This window comes from Gemmatimonadaceae bacterium (genome assembly GCA_020846935.1).
Classification (GTDB): Bacteria; Gemmatimonadota; Gemmatimonadetes; order Gemmatimonadales; family Gemmatimonadaceae; genus RBC101.
Genome location: JADLCY010000001.1, coordinates 831,657 through 848,463, shown reverse-complemented (window position 1 = coordinate 848,463; position 16,807 = coordinate 831,657). Strand labels below are relative to the sequence as shown.

The window sequence follows — 16,807 nt, the reverse complement described above, 5'->3', positions numbered from 1 at the left end:
GAACCGACATGAGCGACCCCATCTGGACCCACGCCGAAGCCAACGGCGCCGAAGGCGGCCCCAACGACACGGGCAACGTCGACAAGATCCGCGACATCCTCTTTGGGTCCCAGATGCGGGACTACGATCGCCGGTTCGCGGCGACCGAAGAGCGACTCGGGCGCGAATCCACCAACCTGCGTGAGGACCTCGGCCGGCGAATGCTCGCCACCGAGCAATACCTCCGCGCCGAACTCGAAGCGCTCAGCTCGAGCCTGCGGAGCGAAGAGCGCGAGCGTCTCCAGGGCGTGCGCGATGCGATGGACGCCATCGGCGCCCTCAATCGCGAGCTCTCCGATCGCGTGGCCGCCCTGGCCGAGCAGTCGGCGCAGGCCCAGCGTGACCTGCGTGCCCAGCTGCAGGACACGCACCGCGCACTCGCCGAGGAGACGGCTCGTCGGCACGACGAGATCTCCGACGCGCTGCGTCGTGAAGCCTTCGATCTGCGATCGGCAAAGGCGGACCGCAGCACGATCGCGGCCATGTTCGCCGAGTTCGCGCAGCGCCTGGCCGGCGGACCCGACGCTCGTTAGGTCGCACGGCAACGCGCGTGGCCGACCCCGTCCGCCTATCGGACCCTCCCGCGGGATCGCCGCGGCCCGTCGATCCCGCGGTGCGTGAGCTCGCGGACCATCGGGCGTCGCCCACGCCCGCCGAGCGCTGGGCCGAGCTGACCAGGTTGCTCATCGGGGCAGAGCGCGACCGCCTGACGAGAGTCGAGCGTCGCCTCGACGATCCATCGCTCGGCCTCGATGCGGTGAGCGACGCGCTCCCTGACGCCATCCATCGTCGCGCGAAGGACCCCGCGCTCGGCGCGGCCCTGGGTCCGGTGGTCGGCGAGGCGATCAAGGCGTCGGTACGCCGGGACCCGCAGCCCGTCGTCGATGCGATCTTCCCCGTCATCGGGCCGGCGATCCGCCGCGCGATCTCCTCGGCATTCGGCGAGCTCGTTCAGTCGATCAACACCACGCTCGAGCACTCGTTCTCCCCGCGCGGCATCGGCTGGCGCATCGAGGCCATGCGGACGGGGAAGTCGTTCGCCGAGGTGGTGCTCAGGCACTCCCTCAGGTTTCGCGTCGAGCAGGTCTTTCTGGTGCATCGCGTGACGGGCCTGCTGGTCACTCACGTCTCCGCGCCCGGTGTGAAGGCGCTTCCTCCGGAGATGGTCGCCGGCATGCTCACCGCGCTTGGTGACTTCGCACGCGACACGTTCGAGATGTCGGTGCAGGAGGGACTCGATTCGTTCGCGCTCGGAGACCTGACCGTGTGGGTGGAGCAGGGCCCAGCCGTGATGCTCGCCGCCGTCATCCGTGGCCACGCCCCGCTCGCCCTGCGCGAAACGCTCCAGCAGGCCGTGGAAGAGGTGCAGCGTGTGCACGCGACCGACCTCGATGCCTTCGCGACCTCGGGGCGTGCATTCATCGTTCGCGACGGCATCATCGAGTCCTGTCTCGTCTCGCAGGTGGCGACGCGAGCTCCCGGAGCGGGGCGATGGAAGGTCGCAGCGCTCGCCGGCGCCCTGCTGCTTGGCATCGGTTGGTGCGCCGCGCCGCGCGCGCTCGAGTCCCGTCGATTCGGGAAGGCCGTCGATGCCCTGAGGCAGGAACCCGGTGTGGTGGTCGGGAGTACGGGCCGTACAGCCGGTCGCTACGTCCTCACCGGCCTGCGCGATCCCCTGGCCCGCGATCCTGCGCAGGCCATCCTTGCCGCCGGCCTCGATTCGTCCAGGATCACGATGCACTGGGAGCCGTACATCGCCTTGCGCCCCGAGTTCGTCTTGCGCCGCGCGGGTGCGGCGCTGGCGCCGCCATCGTCGGTGCAATTGGTGATGCACGGCGACACGCTCTCGGCCACCGGTGTGGCGTCGGCGGCATGGCTGGCGCGTGCGCGCGGACTCGCACTGGCGCTGGGCGGCGTATCGGCGACCGACTTCACCGCGGTGCGCGACTCGGCCGAGGTCGCGCTCCGTGCCGCGGCAGATCGTGCGGAAACCTTCACCGTCTCCTTCGGCCTCGGATCGGCCATCCCTCGCGGCGAGTTTCGGCGGGTCGTGGACTCCATGTCGGTCGCCCTGCGCGACCTGCTGCGCGATGCGGCGAGTGTGGGGCGAACGGTCGGCGTGGAGATCAGGGCCACGACCGACACCGTGGGCACCGAAACGTCGAATGCGCCGCTCCGGATCGCGCGCGCTCGCGTGGTCCGCAACATGCTGATGGCAAGCGGAGTGCCCGCCCCGGTCATGACGCCGAGTCCCGACTCCACCCCGGGCCGACGATCCGCGTCGCTCCGCATCGCCATTCGAGCCATCTCGCCGAGCAGTCAGTGACGGTCATTCAGCGCAAGGTCTGCATGTTGGGCGCCACCGGCGTCGGAAAGACGAGCCTCGTCAGGCGCTACGTCGAGAGCATGTTCAGCGAGAAGTACCAGGCGACGATCGGTGTCAAGATCGACCGCAAGCTGGTCGACCACGAAGGCGGCCAGGTGAGCCTGCTGCTGTGGGATCTTCAGGGCGAAGACGACCTGCAGAAGGTGCGGACCACCTACCTGCGCGGTGCTGCTGGCCTCATCTATGTCGCCGACGGTACGCGTCCCGACACACTCGATCGTGCGCTCGCCATCCAGCGTGGTGCCGAAGATGCGGTCGGCAGCGTCCCCTCCCTCCTGTTCGTGAACAAGTCGGACCTTGCCGACGAGTGGGCGGTCACCGCCGCCGATCAGGGCGCCCGCGGGCCGGCGGGCGTTGACGTGTTCACGACCTCGGCACGGACCGGCGCCAACGTCGAAGCGGCGTTTGCCGCCCTCGTTCGTCGGATGCAGGCGCCCTAGCCAGCCGCATCCGGAATCGGGACGCGCCAATCCGCGTTCCAGAATCGGCGCCACCGTTCCTCCTTGGTTCCGGCAGCGCCGACGCTCGCTGCGAGCGCCCAACCTGTTCCGGGAAAGCGACTTGCTCCGGCTCGCCGACACAGGCACCGGCATGGAACGCGCGTTGCTTTGACTCTGGTGTCGAAGTTTCCCACGCCAGGGCGCTACGTGACTGCTGGATCCCGGCGGGTGCTCGTCACCGGACGAGAGACACCCCGCCTTTCCGTATTGACTGGGTATCTGACGTTCCGCGGCTTTGTCGTCGATCACGTTCCCGACGTGGCCGAGGCCCGCGCGATGCTCGGTCAGGTGCCGTATCGTGGGGTCGTCGCTGCCTTCGATCTCGGCTTCGACGATCCCGATCCCCTCGTCGCGCTCATCGACGACGCGCACCGTGAAGCGGAGCGGCCGCGAACCGTGGCCCTCGTGCAGTCGTCCCCTTCGCGAATCGTGCGCTGGCCGGAGGCCGACCTCGTGCTCGGCGCCGACCTGCCGATCATGCACCTCGGAGCCGTGCTGTGCGCCTCACTCCTCGGGTAGTGCGCATGGCGGCGAGCAACGTCCGGGTGCCGTCGGCGCGTGTGCTGGTGCGTCGCGAGGCGATCTGGCGGTCGCCGGCTCCGGTCGCCCGCGAGCGCGTCGAACTTACGTACTACCCGCCTGAGCGGCTGGTCTCCTCGTCGTTTGTCGCCTATGGCGCGGCGCCCGACGTGGCGACGTTCGAAGACACCGTATTGCCCGTGGCCGGCGCGTTGCGATACTCGCGTTCACACGTACTCGTCGGTTTCGTCGTCCATGCGGCATCGTTCGATGCTCGGTTCCTGCGAGTCGCCATGGAGCGCTGCCACGGCCTGGGCTTCGGCACGATCGTCGAGATCGCCGGAGAATGGGGTACCTCGGCGCTCGAGTTGCTCTGGGCGCTGCGGCCGCTTTACCTCCGGCTGGGCCCGGACCACGTGCGCGGCGTCCACGTGATTCCCGAGCAGCTGCATTCCGTGCTTCGACTGGCTGCGTTTGCCGAGTACAACCGTGTGCCCATGGTCGTGCGCGGCGCAGAGTCACCGGAAGAGCGCACCGTGCTGCGGAACGCCGGGCTCGAGCTCTATCATGTGACGGAGTCGGGATCAACGACCCCGGATCCCTTGCGGGACTTCGGGCCCGCGGGAAGTGTCCGAACGGCGACCGTCCTTCAATTCCCCGCCTGGCCAGCGGAGGGATAGGGGCGAACGGGGCGCGGGCCGGCTGGCGACACGCGGAGCGCCGCCGGCCCACCCCCGGCGCCGGGCTCGAGGCCAGTCAACACGATCCGTCGCCCACGTTGCGCCTGGTCGAACGCCGGGACCGCGCGACCTCTTGTCACATGGCACGCCCTCGCGCGCAGCGGTAGCATTCCAGCGATGCGCGGAGACGGCGTACGACTCGCCTTCGATCCGCGTCGCTCGGCACCTGCCCACTTCTCCTGAGTCGCGCCTCGGCTGCCATGCCCATCATTTACCTGAACGGCTCCTACATGCCTCGCGAAGAGGCGAAGCTCTCGATCGACGATCGCGGCTTCATCTTCGGCGACGGCGTCTACGAAGTCACCCGTGTCGTCAACGGTGAATTGTTCGAATCCGGACGCCACCTGACGCGCCTCGCCCGGGGCCTCGCCGACCTTCAGCTTGACCCGGTGGAGTCGCTCGCCGACATCGAGAACATCTCGCGTCGACTCATCGCCGAGAACGGGCTCGAGGAGGGGGAAGGGACGATCTACCTGCAGATCACGCGCGGCGCCGCACCGCGCACCCACCACTTTCCTCCCGCTGGCACCCGCTGCACCGTGTTTCTCTCCGCGGCAAAGTTCACGGTCCCGAACGACAAGCGGGCGACTGGTGTTTCGGTGGTGACGTACCCCGACATCCGCTGGTCCCGCTGCGACATCAAGACCGTGAACCTGATTCCCGCCGTGCTGGCCAAGCAGTATGCCGTGGACCACGGGGTCTTCGAGGCGATCTTCGTGCGCGGGAGTGCGATCACCGAAGGTTCGCACACGAACGCCTTCGGGGTGATCAACGGCGAATTGCGCACCTACCCGGCGTCCAACTACATCCTCGGTGGTGTGACGCGGGACGTGGTGCTGGAGCTGGCGCGCGAGCTGGGCATTCCTGTCGCCGAGCGTGCCTTTCACGTGGCCGACATTCCGCGACTGGAGGAGTTTTTCGTCACTGGCACCACGACCGACGTCATGCCGGTGGTGGAGATCGACGGTTCGCGGGTCGGCACTGGCACGCCAGGGCCGATCTCCCGCCAGCTCTACGAGGCGCTGGCGGGCCGGCTGTACCGGTCGTCGGCGATGGCGCGTTAGGCAGTGACAGGCTCGCGGCGCCTGGAGCGCTCACCAGGGCCGGACGCAACTCATTCATCGCGCCGGCCTGCGCCGGAGCGTGGCTTCCCTCTCGCCGCTCCTGCCAATGTCAGGAGCCAGGTGTCCTGCTGATGACCGCTCGATTCTTCGCGACGTATGCCATGCTCACGCTGGCGTTCACCGCACCCCTGGGTGCCCAGACGCTGCCGCGGGTTCACGTTCTCGCCACGGGTGGTACGATCTCCAACCTCGGCAACGACGCACGCCGCACTGGCGAAGAACTGGTCGACGCGATTCCCCAGCTCAAGGGATTGGCACGCGTCAGTGTCGAGCAGTTCAGCAACGTCGTGTCCGGATCGATCACGCAGGAGATGTGGCGCGACCTCGCGCGCCGTATCACCGCGCTGCAGTCGGGACCGGATGCGCCCGCCGGCTTCGTGATCACGCACGGCACCGACACCATGGAGGAGACGGCGTATTTCCTCTCGCTGACCGTTGGCGGCTGTTCACCCATCATCGTGACGGGCGCCATGCGCCAGGCCAGCGCCGTGGGCGCCGATGGCCCGGCCAACCTGCTCAATGCAGTGCGCGTCGCCGTGGCGCCGGCGGCGCGCGGGCGCGGCACGATGGTCCTCATGAACGACGAGGTCTTTGCGGCGCGTGACGTGACCAAGTCGAACACCACGCGCCTCAATGCCTTCACCGCGCCTGACGCCGGCGTCCTCGGTCTCGCCGATCCCGACGTGGTGGTCTTTCACCGCCCGGCACCCGAGGTCGGGAGCATGTGCCGTCGGGCCGCGATCGATCTCAGCAAGCTCACCGACTTTCCGCGGGTAGACATTGTCTACGCGGCGATCGGTACCGACTCGGTGCTGGTGGACGCCGCCGTCGCGGCGGGAGCGCGCGGACTCGTGGTCGCCGGTGTCGGCCGCGGCGGCAGCACGCCGTCCATGGGGCGCGCGCTCAATCGTGCACGCGATGCCGGCGTCGTGGTCGCCATCTCCAATCGCACCGGCTCGGGACGCGTAGGCGTCGGTGGGCCGCGAGAGTCCGCGGCTCGCGCCGGTGAAGGCGCGATGATCGGGACCGCCGACCTCAACCCGCAGAAGGCGCGCCTGCTCGTCATGCTCGGCCTCGCCACCGGCCTGCGCGCCGGCGACATTGCCCGCCTCATGGAGCTCCGCTGACCCATGCCTTCACGCAATCGACTCGTCACCATGACCCGCTGCGCATTGTTGGCCGCCATTGCGGCCGTCGCTCCGACACTCGGCGCCCAGACGGCGAGCGTGCCGACCGCGAACCCTGCCGTCGCCGCGGCCCTGGACATCGTCAGGCGCGACAATGCCTGGACCCTCGAACAGCAGGTCTCGATCTGCGAAATCCCGGCGCCGCCATTCAAGGAGCAGGTGCGGGCCGCGGAGATGGTCCGACGGTTCCGGTCGCTCAACCTGACAAACGTTCGCATCGACGGCGAAGGCAACGTGATCGCCGAGCGCGCGGGCTCGGGGTCCGGGCCGACCGTGGTGGTCTCCGGGCACCTCGACACCGTGTTTCCGGAGGGGACGAACGTGAAGGTGACGCGCGAAGGGACGTTGTTTCGCGGGCCGGGGATCGGCGACGATTGCCGCGGGCTCGCCACGTTGCTTGCGGTGGCGCGGGCGGTTGACCAGGCGAAGGTCCCCTTCCCCGGCAAGATCCTGTTTGTCGCGACCGTGGGCGAAGAAGGCCCCGGGAATCTCCGCGGCGTCCGGGCACTGTTCAAGGCGCCGCCGGAGAAGATCGACTTCTTCATCTCGGTCGATGGCACCGGACTTGGCCTCACTACCGGCGCGGTGGGCAGTCACCGATACAAGGTCGAGTTCCAGAACCCCGGTGGCCACAGCTTTGGCGCCTTTGGGATGCCGGCGCCGATCCACGCCATGGGCCGCGCGATCGCGAAGATCAGCGACTTCAAGCCGCCCGCCAACCCAAAGACGACGTTCAACGTGGGGATCGTCAGCGGTGGCACGTCGGTGAACACCATCTCGCCGCTCGGCGCGATGGAGGTCGACCTGCGCTCGGAGTCACCGCAGGAACTCGCGGCGATCGATGCAAGGCTCAAAGCGGCCGTGCAGCAGGCGGTCGAGGAAGAGAACGCTCGTGCGCCGCAGTCCAGCGCGAAGGTCACCGTGAAATGGACCGACATGGGCGTGCGGCCGGCCGCGCCCGTGAACGACGCGTCGCACATTGCGCGCACGGCGCTGGCGGCGGCCAGGGCGATCGGCTTCACGGCGCCGACCAGTGCGTCCAGCACCGACGCCAATATCCCCATGAGCCTTGGCATTGCCGCCATCACCATGGACGGCGGTGGGATGGGGCGCGGTGCCCATTCGCTGACCGAGTCCTACGACGATGGCGCGGATGGCTGGAAGGGGCCGCAGTGGGTGCTGCTGACCGTCGTCGCACTCGCGGGCGCCAGGTAGGGCGCGGCGCAGCAGCGGCAACTGCAGGTAACGCGCTGGGCACTGGCTTCGAGAACGAGCGTCAGCGCCGCATCACTTCCTGCAGTCGGGCCACGAGCGCCTTGGGCGTAAATGGCTTGGGAAGGAATGCGGCGCCGTCTTCGAGCGCTTCACTCAGGCGCAGTGCGCCGGCCGTGTAGCCAGAGACGTGCAGGACGCGGATGCCAGGACGCTCCTGCCGGAGGCGTCGCGACAGTTCACCGCCGCCCATTCCCGGCATGATGACATCGGTGACGAGGGCGTCCACCTCGTGCGGATACGTACGAGAGATCTCGATCGCTTCTTCGCCCGACGCGGCCTGGAGCACCACATAGCCCGCCCGTTGCAGCACGCGTTTCATGAGCAGGCGCACCGTGGGCTCGTCTTCCGCGAGGATCACCGTGCCGCTCGAGGCCGTTGCATGACGATCGTCCGCGGTTGCATCACCGCTCGGCAGAACCGCAATGGGGAAGTACACCGTGAGCCGGCGACCCGCTTCGGGCGACTCGAGCAGGACGGACCCACCGGATTGGCGCACGAATCCGCGCAACGTGGCGAGCGCCAGCCCTGAGCCAGTGTCGGGAAGTTCCACGCCGAAGAACGGCTCGAACAGTCGTGCGCCCGCTCCGGGCGCGAACGCTGGCGCGGAGTCGGTCACCGTGATCGTCGCGTAGCTGCCGGGGCTCAGGTAATCCGGCGTGCCGGCTATCGGTGCATCGAGGTCGGCGCGCCCGACCTGCAGGTCGAGCTGTCCACCGCGGCCCATCGCATCGGCGGCGAACGCGCCCAGCGTCACGAGCACCTGCTCGAGTTCCTCGCCATCGACGTTGGCGATCGCGCGCACCGAGGTCGTGTGCGCGCGGATGTCGAGGTCGGGGCGCAAGGTGCGCCGCATCGACGAGACCGCGCGCCTGACGATGACGTTCAGGTCGCTCGGTCGCGGCGCGAGTACCTGCTGCTGGCTCAGCGCCAGCAACTGCCGCGTGAGTTCCGCGCCGCGGCGGGCGGCTCGACGCACCTCCTCCGCATCCTGTCGCCCGATGTGGTGCGGTTCGAGCGCGTCCTCCAGCATCTCGATCGACGTCAGGATCGTGGTAAGGAGGTTGTTGAAGTCATGCGCCACGCCGCCAGCGAGCCGATTGAGCGCCGCCACGGTTTCGGCCTGACGTGACTGCTGCTCGAGCTGGCGTCGTGCGGTGGCGTCGACCTGAACACCCCAGGCGCCGGTGAGGTGGCCACCGCGCACCGTGCCCACCAGGTGTGTCACGAAGTGGCTCGTGGTGCCATCCGGGGAACGCTGGGCGTACTCCACGCCTTCGAGCCGGTAGCCCGAGTGGACGAACGCGCGCAGGTAGTCTCGATGCGTCGGGTTCGATGCGTCGAGCAGGAACGCCACGTTGCGCCCGATGATCGCCTCCGCGCGCGGAAAGCCGTACTGCTCGGCGAGGGCGTCGTTGCAGTCGACGAGGCGCAGGTCGCGCAGGAGCCGTTCCACCTGGTCCTCGGCGTCGAGCGTGATCGGCATCGGCGGCTGCATGGCGAAGTGCGCCAAACGATCCGATGCAGGATCGGTCATCGAGACTGGGGCTGGCGCGAGCGCGCCTGTGCCCGTCGGGTCGTCGGTGTCGGCCGGCGAAGGCAAGGGACGGAATTGTTGGACGCCGACTCGCACGGGCAGGGGGTGCGAACCGTCGTCGGGGAGGGATGTACGAGGCGCGGCGTCCCTGCTGCGCCAGCAGACGCATAAACCTGTGCCGGACCCGGAGGCGGCGGAAGAGGTGGGGGACGAACGGAAATCAGAGCCAGTGCCGCGCCTGGTCCGGCAGGTGAGCCCGCCACGATTCGCTGTCAGGCGTTGGATGCGCCGCCTTGAACGCGCGGAAGCGCCGGAGCGTACGGGCGTATCGACGCTCCGACATGTGCACCCGATGGTGCGGCATGTGGATCAGCGCCTGCTCCACCGACCACAGGTTCGTCGTCCCGAGCCGCCAGTTTGTGCGCACGATCACATCCAGGTCCGCCGTCCCGTACCCCACGACACGCCCCTCGCCGTCGACAAACGGGTCCATGTAGGAGTCGACGAGCGCACGCACCGTGCGAAAGACCGGCTTGCGGCCGTGCAATCCCTCGTCGCGCGATCGCGCGACCGTTCCCCAACGCCCGTCCTGACGGTACAGGAACACCACGTGGTCGAGCTTGTCCTGCGACTCGATGTCCAGCACCAGCGGCGGATAGCCGTGCTGCTCCAGCACCGTCGCGGCGAAGAGCACGGCTTCGAGGCAGTGGGCGCTCCCGTGCTTCACGACGCCGCGAAAGGTTCTGAGTGTCTCCTTCCAGTTGTAGGGGAACTCCCGCAGGAAGCGCTGCACGGCGACGGGCGTGCGCAGTCTGGCGACGAGTGCGCGCTCGCGGGGGGTGAGGGCGGAGAGGGGTGGTCGACGGTCGGTCACGGTTGGAGAGAGGAAAGGCGAGACGCTCAGGAAAGGAGCAATTCCAGGTCTTCCCTCGTGAGCGAAGACACCGGCCCCGCGTCCGCCCGGATGATCGCCTCCGCAAGGTCGCGCTTGGAGGCCTGCAGCTGCACCACCTTCTCCTCCACCGTGTCGCGCGCGATCAGGCGCGTCGCAAAGACCGCGCGCGACTGGCCGATACGATGCGCGCGATCGATCGCCTGCGACTCCACCGCCGGGTTCCACCACGGATCGAGCAGGATCACGTAGTCCGCGGCGGTCAGGTTGAGGCCAAGCCCTCCAGCCTTGAGGCTGATCAGGAAGACGGGGCACGAAGCGTCCTCCTGGAATCGCGTCACCCGCGCGGCGCGATCGCGCGTCTGGCCATCGAGGTACTCATAGACGATGCCGGCGGCGTCGAGCGCGCGCCGTACGATCGCGAGAAACGACGTGAACTGCGAGAACACGAGCACCTTGTGGCCCTCGGCCACGGCCTCGCGGACATGCGACTCCAGAACTTCGAGCTTGCTGCTCGATGCGCCAACCAGGTCCGGAGCCATCAGCCCGGGGTGGCATGCAGCCTGGCGCAATCGCAGCAACGCTTCCAGCACGTGTACGCGCGCGGGAAGCCCGTCGTCGTCCACGCGCAGAAAGAGCTGCGCGCGATAGTGATTGCGCAGTTCATCGTAGCGCTTGCGCTCGGTCTCGCCGAGGTCGACGTACAACGTCTGCTCCACCTTGTCGGGCAGGTCGCGGGCTACCGACTCCTTGGTCCGGCGCAGGACGTACGGACGCACGGCGCGGGCCAGCAGTTCCCGTGACTCTCTTGCCCGTCGCAGGGCATCGGCATCGCCGTCGTCCGCCGGTCGTGTCAAACGCGCGAATGCGGCCGCGGTGCCGAGCATTCCGGGATTGAGGAACTCGAGCAGACTCCACAGCTCGGCGAGTCGATTCTCGATCGGCGTGCCGCTCATCGCGAGGCGATGGCGTGCGCGCAGCAGTCGCGCCGCCTTTGCCGCATCGGTCTCGGGATTCTTGATCGCCTGCGCCTCGTCCAGGATCACGTAGTCGAACTCGATGTCCATCAGCTCACGGGCGTCGCGGCGCAGGGTGCCGTAGGTGGTGAGCATGACGTGGTGTCCGGCCGCGCGCGCAAGGGCGCGGCGCCGGGCGGGCCCCGCATGCACGTGCACCGAAAGTTCGGGCGCAAAGCGCCGGGCTTCCTGCTCCCAGTTGAACACCAGAGAGCTCGGCACCACGACGAGGGACGGCCCGGCGCCGTCGAGCCGACGCTGGTCCAGCAGCGCCAGCGCCTGCACCGTCTTGCCGAGCCCCATGTCGTCCGCCAGGCAGCCTCCCAAACCGAACTCCCGAAGGAAGTGCAGCCAGCCAAGCCCCTCGCGCTGGTACTCGCGCAGCACGCCGGTGAAGCTGGGCGGAGCATTCGCCGGTGCGACGCCGCTGAAGCGGTGCAGGGCCTCGCGCACGCGTTCGAAGGCCTCGTCCACGCGCACCGCGGGCATGGTCGCCAGGAGGGCGTCGAGCACCGCCGCCTGCGCACGCCGATAGCGAACGTGCCCGCCCTGTGCCGTACCGGTCGCGGTGAGCACCGCCAGGCGGTCGAACAGCTCGTCAGGCACCATGCCTAACGAACCGTCGGCGAGTGCCACGCGATGATCTCCGCGGCGCACGGCGGCGAGGAGTTCGGGCAGACGCGCGCGCTGCTCGCCAAAGGTGACTTCGCCCTCCAGCTCGAACCAGTCGATCCCCGTGCTCAGTCGCAGGTCCACCTCACCCACGTCCCGCAACAGCCGACCCTCGACGTCGAGCCGCCAGCCCTCACGCGTCAGGATGCGCATCGCGCGCTCACTCCGCGTCGGCGCGATGCGCCAGGTCCGCTCCTGCGTCGTCTCGTCGACGTCCATGCGGAATCCTGTCGCGACCAGCTGCTCCTGTGCCCGCGCCTCGGCCGCGTCATCGCGGACGTAGGCGTGCAGGGTCGTCGGATCGAGCGATGACTGGGCGGCGCTCGTCCATGGCACGCTGGTCGACCCGTACGCAAACGCGAGCAGTCCCTCGACGCGGCGCTGGCCGCCCGGGAGTACGATCTCGCGCACGGTCAGGCACGGCACCGGCGGCTCATGTACGTGTGTGAGCCCCAGGTCGGGCGGGATCTCGATGTCGATCCGCTGCGGGAGCCTGAACAGCTCGGCCACCAGGCTCACCGCCTCGCGGCGCGGAACCCGCACCGACACCGCGGTGCGCAGGGCGTAGGCCACGTCGAAGACGTGCGCATCGACAAACCGATGAATGCAGTCGTGCGTGACGAACAGGCCGCCGCGCATCAGGACCGCGGGTTCATGCACCGGGACGACCTCTTCGCCGCGCGCAAAGGCCCCGTCCAGCACGTATGCCATGCGCCGTCCGCGGCCTTGCGGCACCACGCGAAGCCGAAACCGCCAGGGCTCTCCGGGATCCCAGGCCACCGTGGCAGGCTCCGCGTCCGGGAGCACGCGCAGCCTCGCGCGCCCGGTCTCCACCATGCGACGGAGCGTGGTGTCGAATGCCGCTGCGCGCACGATGTAGCGCCGCGTCCCCATGGTTCCGGGCGCCGAGCCGTCGGCGGGCCTCGTACCGAGCAGCATCTGGGCGACCTCGCGATCCAGCACATCGGGTGCGTTGAGCCAGGTCGCCGGATTGACCCGCAGGGGCACCGGGGGGCTCCAGTCGCCATTGGCCCGCATCCGCTGCTGCGCAACTTCCACCACGAGTCCGTCGCTTCGGTACGAACTGGCATGTACATCGAGGATGTAGACGATGCGGCGCGTGGCTGGCCATCGGCCGCCGGACTCGTCAGGCGTCGGCAGGGCCGGGTCGAGCAGGTCGCCCAGACGACGCACCTGGGTTTGCCAGGTTCCATCTTCGCGCGCGCTCGCTTCCTCGTCGTCGTGTCGGGCACCGGGCAGCAGGCCCGCTGCATCGGCCTCGAGCAGCGTCGCCCACACGTGTTTGCACCACCCGTGGTCGCGACCGTAGAGGCAGGAGCAGTCGACGGCCAGGCCACCCGCCTGCGTTGGGCGAATGCGGACGCGGTAGTCGTCAGTACCGCGGACGCGAGCCTCGATGCGGTCGGGCAGGAGCTCGGTGAGAGTCACGCGTCCGGCATGGAAGTACCGATCGCCACGCTCGCGGATCTGCGGTGGGAACTGTCGGACGATGTCGGGGGGAAGCGCCAAGACGTGCCGGGGAGGGCGGGCCGCGTGTCAACGACGCCGGGCGCCGCCCGCGCAGCGTCCGAACTTCACATGATAGTGGGAGGGGGCCTCGATCTGGCCTGGCGCGAACCCAGAAAGTCTGCCCGCCATCTCGCGGGAATGGTCTCGACGCCTCGGTGTACCGCGGCGACCTTGTGCGACGCTCTTGGCGCCGTGGTTCGCGGCCATGCGAGATGGGTTCGGCACATAGGGGCGGCGCCGCGCCTGGCCTGCCTCGCGTCGTGGAGCAACGCTGGTGACCTGCTCCATCGCTGGTTCTGCGCGGGCACGTCGAGGTGTCAGCCAGAAGCTCGCAAATCGAGGAACGAGGAGGCGGTTGGCGTGGACGGTTCACGAATACTTCGGGCGCTCCGGAAGGGTGCGACAGCCGAACTGCGGGATCTCTGGTCGACGTTCGAGCCGAGCGAACGGGCAGCAGCGATCTTGGCCGCTATCCAGGGTGAGCGGGAATCCGCTACCAGCGGGGCCAGGCGAAAGCTGTTGGTCGCTCTGCTGCTCAAGTACAAGTCCGGCTTCCGCCCGGGGACCGTAAGTGGATGGTCTGTGCCACGGCTCTGCAGCGAGGTTGGCCGCCTCTCCTATCCGGAATCAAAAGAAGTGGTTTTGGACATGGCGCATGCTCACTTTGCGTCGCAGCTCGATGTCCTGCAGGCGCCGATCCTCGATCATCTCGGGATATCGCACGAAAACGGAGGCCTCAGCGACGAAGGGATGGCCGCCGCACAAGCTCGAACCCGAGATGAGCTGGCCCAGGCCGCGTTGCTTGCTTTTCGGACCCATCCGACGTTCGAGATGGGACGGTTCCTCCTTGCGCTTGCGCTGGTGATACCGGACCCGTGGAGCGCCCTCAACTCGGTGCTACCAACCGTTGCGGACGAGCTGGAACTCGTAACAACGTCGACGCACCGGTCACCAGACCCCCGCGTTCCCTCGTCGCAAGTCGTTGTTCAGGGTGCTGCGACCGCGTGGTCGCCTGGCGTGGCAACGCCGGTGCAAGACCACGGGGAGTCGGCGCGCGCTGCTCAGGCTCCCGCGCGCAGCGCTGGCGCCGACACTTCCCGCCTGTCGCCGCTCGACGAGCAGCTGATCCTGAGAATTGCGGACAGTCTGCAGGGCACGCTTGCCGCCCCGGATGAGGCAACGATCGACAGCATCATTGATGAGCTGATCTCGCTGAACGCCCAGCGACACCAGTCCTTCTATCACCTGGGCTTCCACGACGCGGTCCGATCGCGACCTGCACGGCCAATGCTGCCCGCGCAGAATACCTCGCGATGGAGATGGTACTATGCGGGCCTTGCCGCCGGACTCGAACGGCTCGAGAAGTACGACGCCATCCTCGAACTGTTTGACACCCGTGAGGAGGTCAAGACGCTCGGAGATTCGGGGCGCGGACCTTCCCGCTACGGCGCCATGCACGTTCTTCGGGCCCTCATCCGGAGAGGTCGTTCGAGCGACATCGTCGCCTTCGCACAGCCCGCCGCCGTCGCACGCTTTGGAGAGCTGCGAAAGGAAGTCCTGAAATATGGTACGTCACTGCAGCGGGAGTTTCGCTTCTCCGATGCCATGCCCGTCTTCGAGGTGCTCATGCGGGCGCTGTCGGCGACGGATGGTGAGCTCGATCTCGACGAATGGGCGACCGTTCGTCGGCGTTTCGCTCACTGTCTGCGCGAGGGTGGACAGCTCGAGGCCGCTCGTCGCCTGCTGGAGGCTATCCTGAGGGATTCGGACGACGTGCATCGCGCCATGGTGCTCGTCGACATCGGACTGACCGAAGCCGGGTTCAAGCGCCTGGCCGACCTCCGCCTCGGCTCCACCAAGGACGAATGCGCACGACTCGCACGTGCGCTCGACGCGTCGATGGTGCGGTTCTCAGAGGCGAAACAGCTCGACGTCACGACATCGAGCCATGCCTACTACGTGCTTGGCTTTCGCGCGCTCCTGTCTCGGAACTACGAAGCCGCGGAGCGAGATCTCGATCATGCCGTTGCGTCGTTTGAACTGGAGCCTGGCAGGTACGATCGGTTGCTCGCCCAGGCGCGGGTGCATGTCGCCATTGCCCGGTGCGCGAGCACGGAAGCTGGTGCACAGCGGCTCGAAGCAGCGATCGACGATCTCGTGCATGGTGTCGGCGCCGGCGCATGGATTCCCGAGCTGTTCATGGTCGAGGTGATCGCAGGACTCACCCTCAACCACCAGTTTGGGGTACAGGGCATTGAGTCACTGCTCGGCATCGGTGGAGAGTCCCTTCTGGACATTCTCCGTGAGGAGGAGTCGGTGTTCCCCTCACGCGCCATTGCCGGCGCACTGAGGGAGCGCAGCGCGCGGCCGCACCGCACGTCGATCCAACGCATGACGGATGGGCGCTCCGCCCTGCAAATGCTCCTTCTCCAGGCTGAACGGTGCGCTGATCCGAAAGAGCGCGAGAAGACGGTTGACCTGGCGTCGCAACAGCTTGACGCGCTCGAGGAGCTGACATTCGAGGCAAAGCTGTTCGAGGAGTTCGAATACCTGCTCGCCAATGAGCCCAGACTGGAGATGCTCTGGGCCACCGCTGATGTTGACGCGGCGCGCATACGGGCCCTTGAAGGTCAAGGGCGATATCGCGACGCCGCACAACTGCTGATTCGCCAGTTTCACGCGGTCGTGGCGCGCAGCTCCGGCGCGACCACCGCCTCGCCCGAGGACATCCTCGAGACACTCGCAACCTACCCCCACGCTGAAACCCTCGGACTCGACGAGCTGAGGCGCCGATTGACGGCCGCGCCAAGGCTGAGCAGCTCCCCGCCCAAGTCGCTGCGTCCGATTTCCATCCTTGTCGTGGGCGGCAACGAGACACAAGCGCAATACGACGAATCGATCAGGGCCGGCTACAGTGACCGAGCGTGGCTGACCGTTGATTTCATGCACACCGGCTGGTCTTCGAACTGGGGTTCGTTCGTCGATGAATTTGCGCGCCGCCTCCCGGGTATTGATGCCGTGGTCGTCCTCTCGATGATGCGAACGGGGCTTGGACGGTCTATCAGGAGCATGTGCGACACCAAGCCATGGCGCGGCTGTCACGGTACCGGCAAGGCATCCATCGTTCGCGCGATCGACGCGGCGGTCACGGCGGCCCTTGGCAGCCCCGCAGCCAGGAAGCGGGTATGAGGAACTCGTGAGCAAGGCGCGCCTGAACCGGGATCGCTCCACAATCGGGAGGCGTCGTGCAACGTGCGGTCGCGTCGCCACGCCATCGAACGCGCGGATACCCACCAACTCCCCAGCCGGTGGCACTCGGCAGCCTACATGAGTCATCCGGTAGCGTGCTCGCCGGCGGCGCACGTGGCCGGCGTCAGCGAAGTCCGAAGGAGA

12 protein-coding genes are annotated in these 16,807 nt (G+C 68.0%); 9 read left to right on the top strand and 3 right to left on the bottom strand.

Annotated features, from left to right (window positions below):
- The first annotated feature begins 8 nt into the window (after window positions 1-8).
- The 8 genes from IT361_03535 to IT361_03500 all read left to right on the top strand — a co-directional run bounded on the left by IT361_03535 (window position 9) and on the right by IT361_03500 (window position 7,710).
- On the top strand, window positions 9-572 hold the full coding sequence (locus IT361_03535; GenBank protein ID MCC6316741.1) for a hypothetical protein: 564 nt from the start codon (window positions 9-11) through the stop codon (window positions 570-572).
- 80 nt (window positions 573-652) lie between these two features.
- Complete coding sequence (locus IT361_03530; GenBank protein ID MCC6316740.1) at window positions 653-2,365, top strand: hypothetical protein; 1,713 nt, start codon at window positions 653-655, stop codon at window positions 2,363-2,365.
- 23 nt (window positions 2,366-2,388) lie between these two features.
- Window positions 2,389-2,865 carry a GTP-binding protein gene (locus IT361_03525; protein MCC6316739.1) on the top strand — a complete coding sequence of 159 codons (477 nt, stop codon included), beginning with the start codon at window positions 2,389-2,391 and terminating at the stop codon, window positions 2,863-2,865.
- 267 nt (window positions 2,866-3,132) lie between these two features.
- A complete protein-coding gene (locus tag IT361_03520; GenBank protein ID MCC6316738.1) occupies window positions 3,133-3,444 on the top strand; it encodes a hypothetical protein in 312 nt (103 codons plus the stop codon).
- Complete coding sequence (locus IT361_03515) at window positions 3,423-4,124, top strand: hypothetical protein (GenBank protein MCC6316737.1); 702 nt, start codon at window positions 3,423-3,425, stop codon at window positions 4,122-4,124. The genes IT361_03520 and IT361_03515 overlap by 22 nt, the downstream gene beginning before the upstream one ends.
- A gap of 260 nt (window positions 4,125-4,384) precedes the next feature.
- Window positions 4,385-5,248: a D-amino acid aminotransferase gene (locus IT361_03510; protein ID MCC6316736.1), complete on the top strand. Its 864-nt coding sequence runs from the start codon at window positions 4,385-4,387 to the stop codon at window positions 5,246-5,248.
- Window positions 5,249-5,379: 131 nt separating this feature from the next.
- Window positions 5,380-6,435, top strand: a complete 1,056-nt coding sequence (locus IT361_03505; GenBank protein MCC6316735.1) for an asparaginase — start codon at window positions 5,380-5,382, stop codon at window positions 6,433-6,435.
- Window positions 6,436-6,438: 3 nt separating this feature from the next.
- Window positions 6,439-7,710 carry a M20/M25/M40 family metallo-hydrolase gene (locus IT361_03500; protein MCC6316734.1) on the top strand — a complete coding sequence of 424 codons (1,272 nt, stop codon included), beginning with the start codon at window positions 6,439-6,441 and terminating at the stop codon, window positions 7,708-7,710.
- A gap of 61 nt (window positions 7,711-7,771) precedes the next feature.
- Here the strand turns inward: IT361_03500 and IT361_03495 are convergent, their stop codons facing one another.
- From IT361_03495 to IT361_03485, 3 genes are all read right to left on the bottom strand, one after another.
- Window positions 7,772-9,304: a response regulator gene (locus IT361_03495; protein ID MCC6316733.1), complete on the bottom strand. Its 1,533-nt coding sequence runs from the start codon at window positions 9,302-9,304 to the stop codon at window positions 7,772-7,774.
- 220 nt (window positions 9,305-9,524) lie between these two features.
- Window positions 9,525-10,178, bottom strand: a complete 654-nt coding sequence (locus IT361_03490; GenBank protein ID MCC6316732.1) for a hypothetical protein — start codon at window positions 10,176-10,178, stop codon at window positions 9,525-9,527.
- Window positions 10,179-10,204: 26 nt separating this feature from the next.
- Window positions 10,205-13,414 carry a DEAD/DEAH box helicase gene (locus IT361_03485; protein ID MCC6316731.1) on the bottom strand — a complete coding sequence of 1,070 codons (3,210 nt, stop codon included), beginning with the start codon at window positions 13,412-13,414 and terminating at the stop codon, window positions 10,205-10,207.
- Window positions 13,415-14,062: 648 nt separating this feature from the next.
- Between IT361_03485 and IT361_03480 the strand changes: the two genes are divergently transcribed.
- The gene (locus IT361_03480) at window positions 14,063-16,603 is read left to right on the top strand and encodes a hypothetical protein (protein ID MCC6316730.1); all 2,541 of its coding nucleotides are present in this window, start codon (window positions 14,063-14,065) and stop codon (window positions 16,601-16,603) included.
- Window positions 16,604-16,807 lie beyond the last annotated feature (204 nt).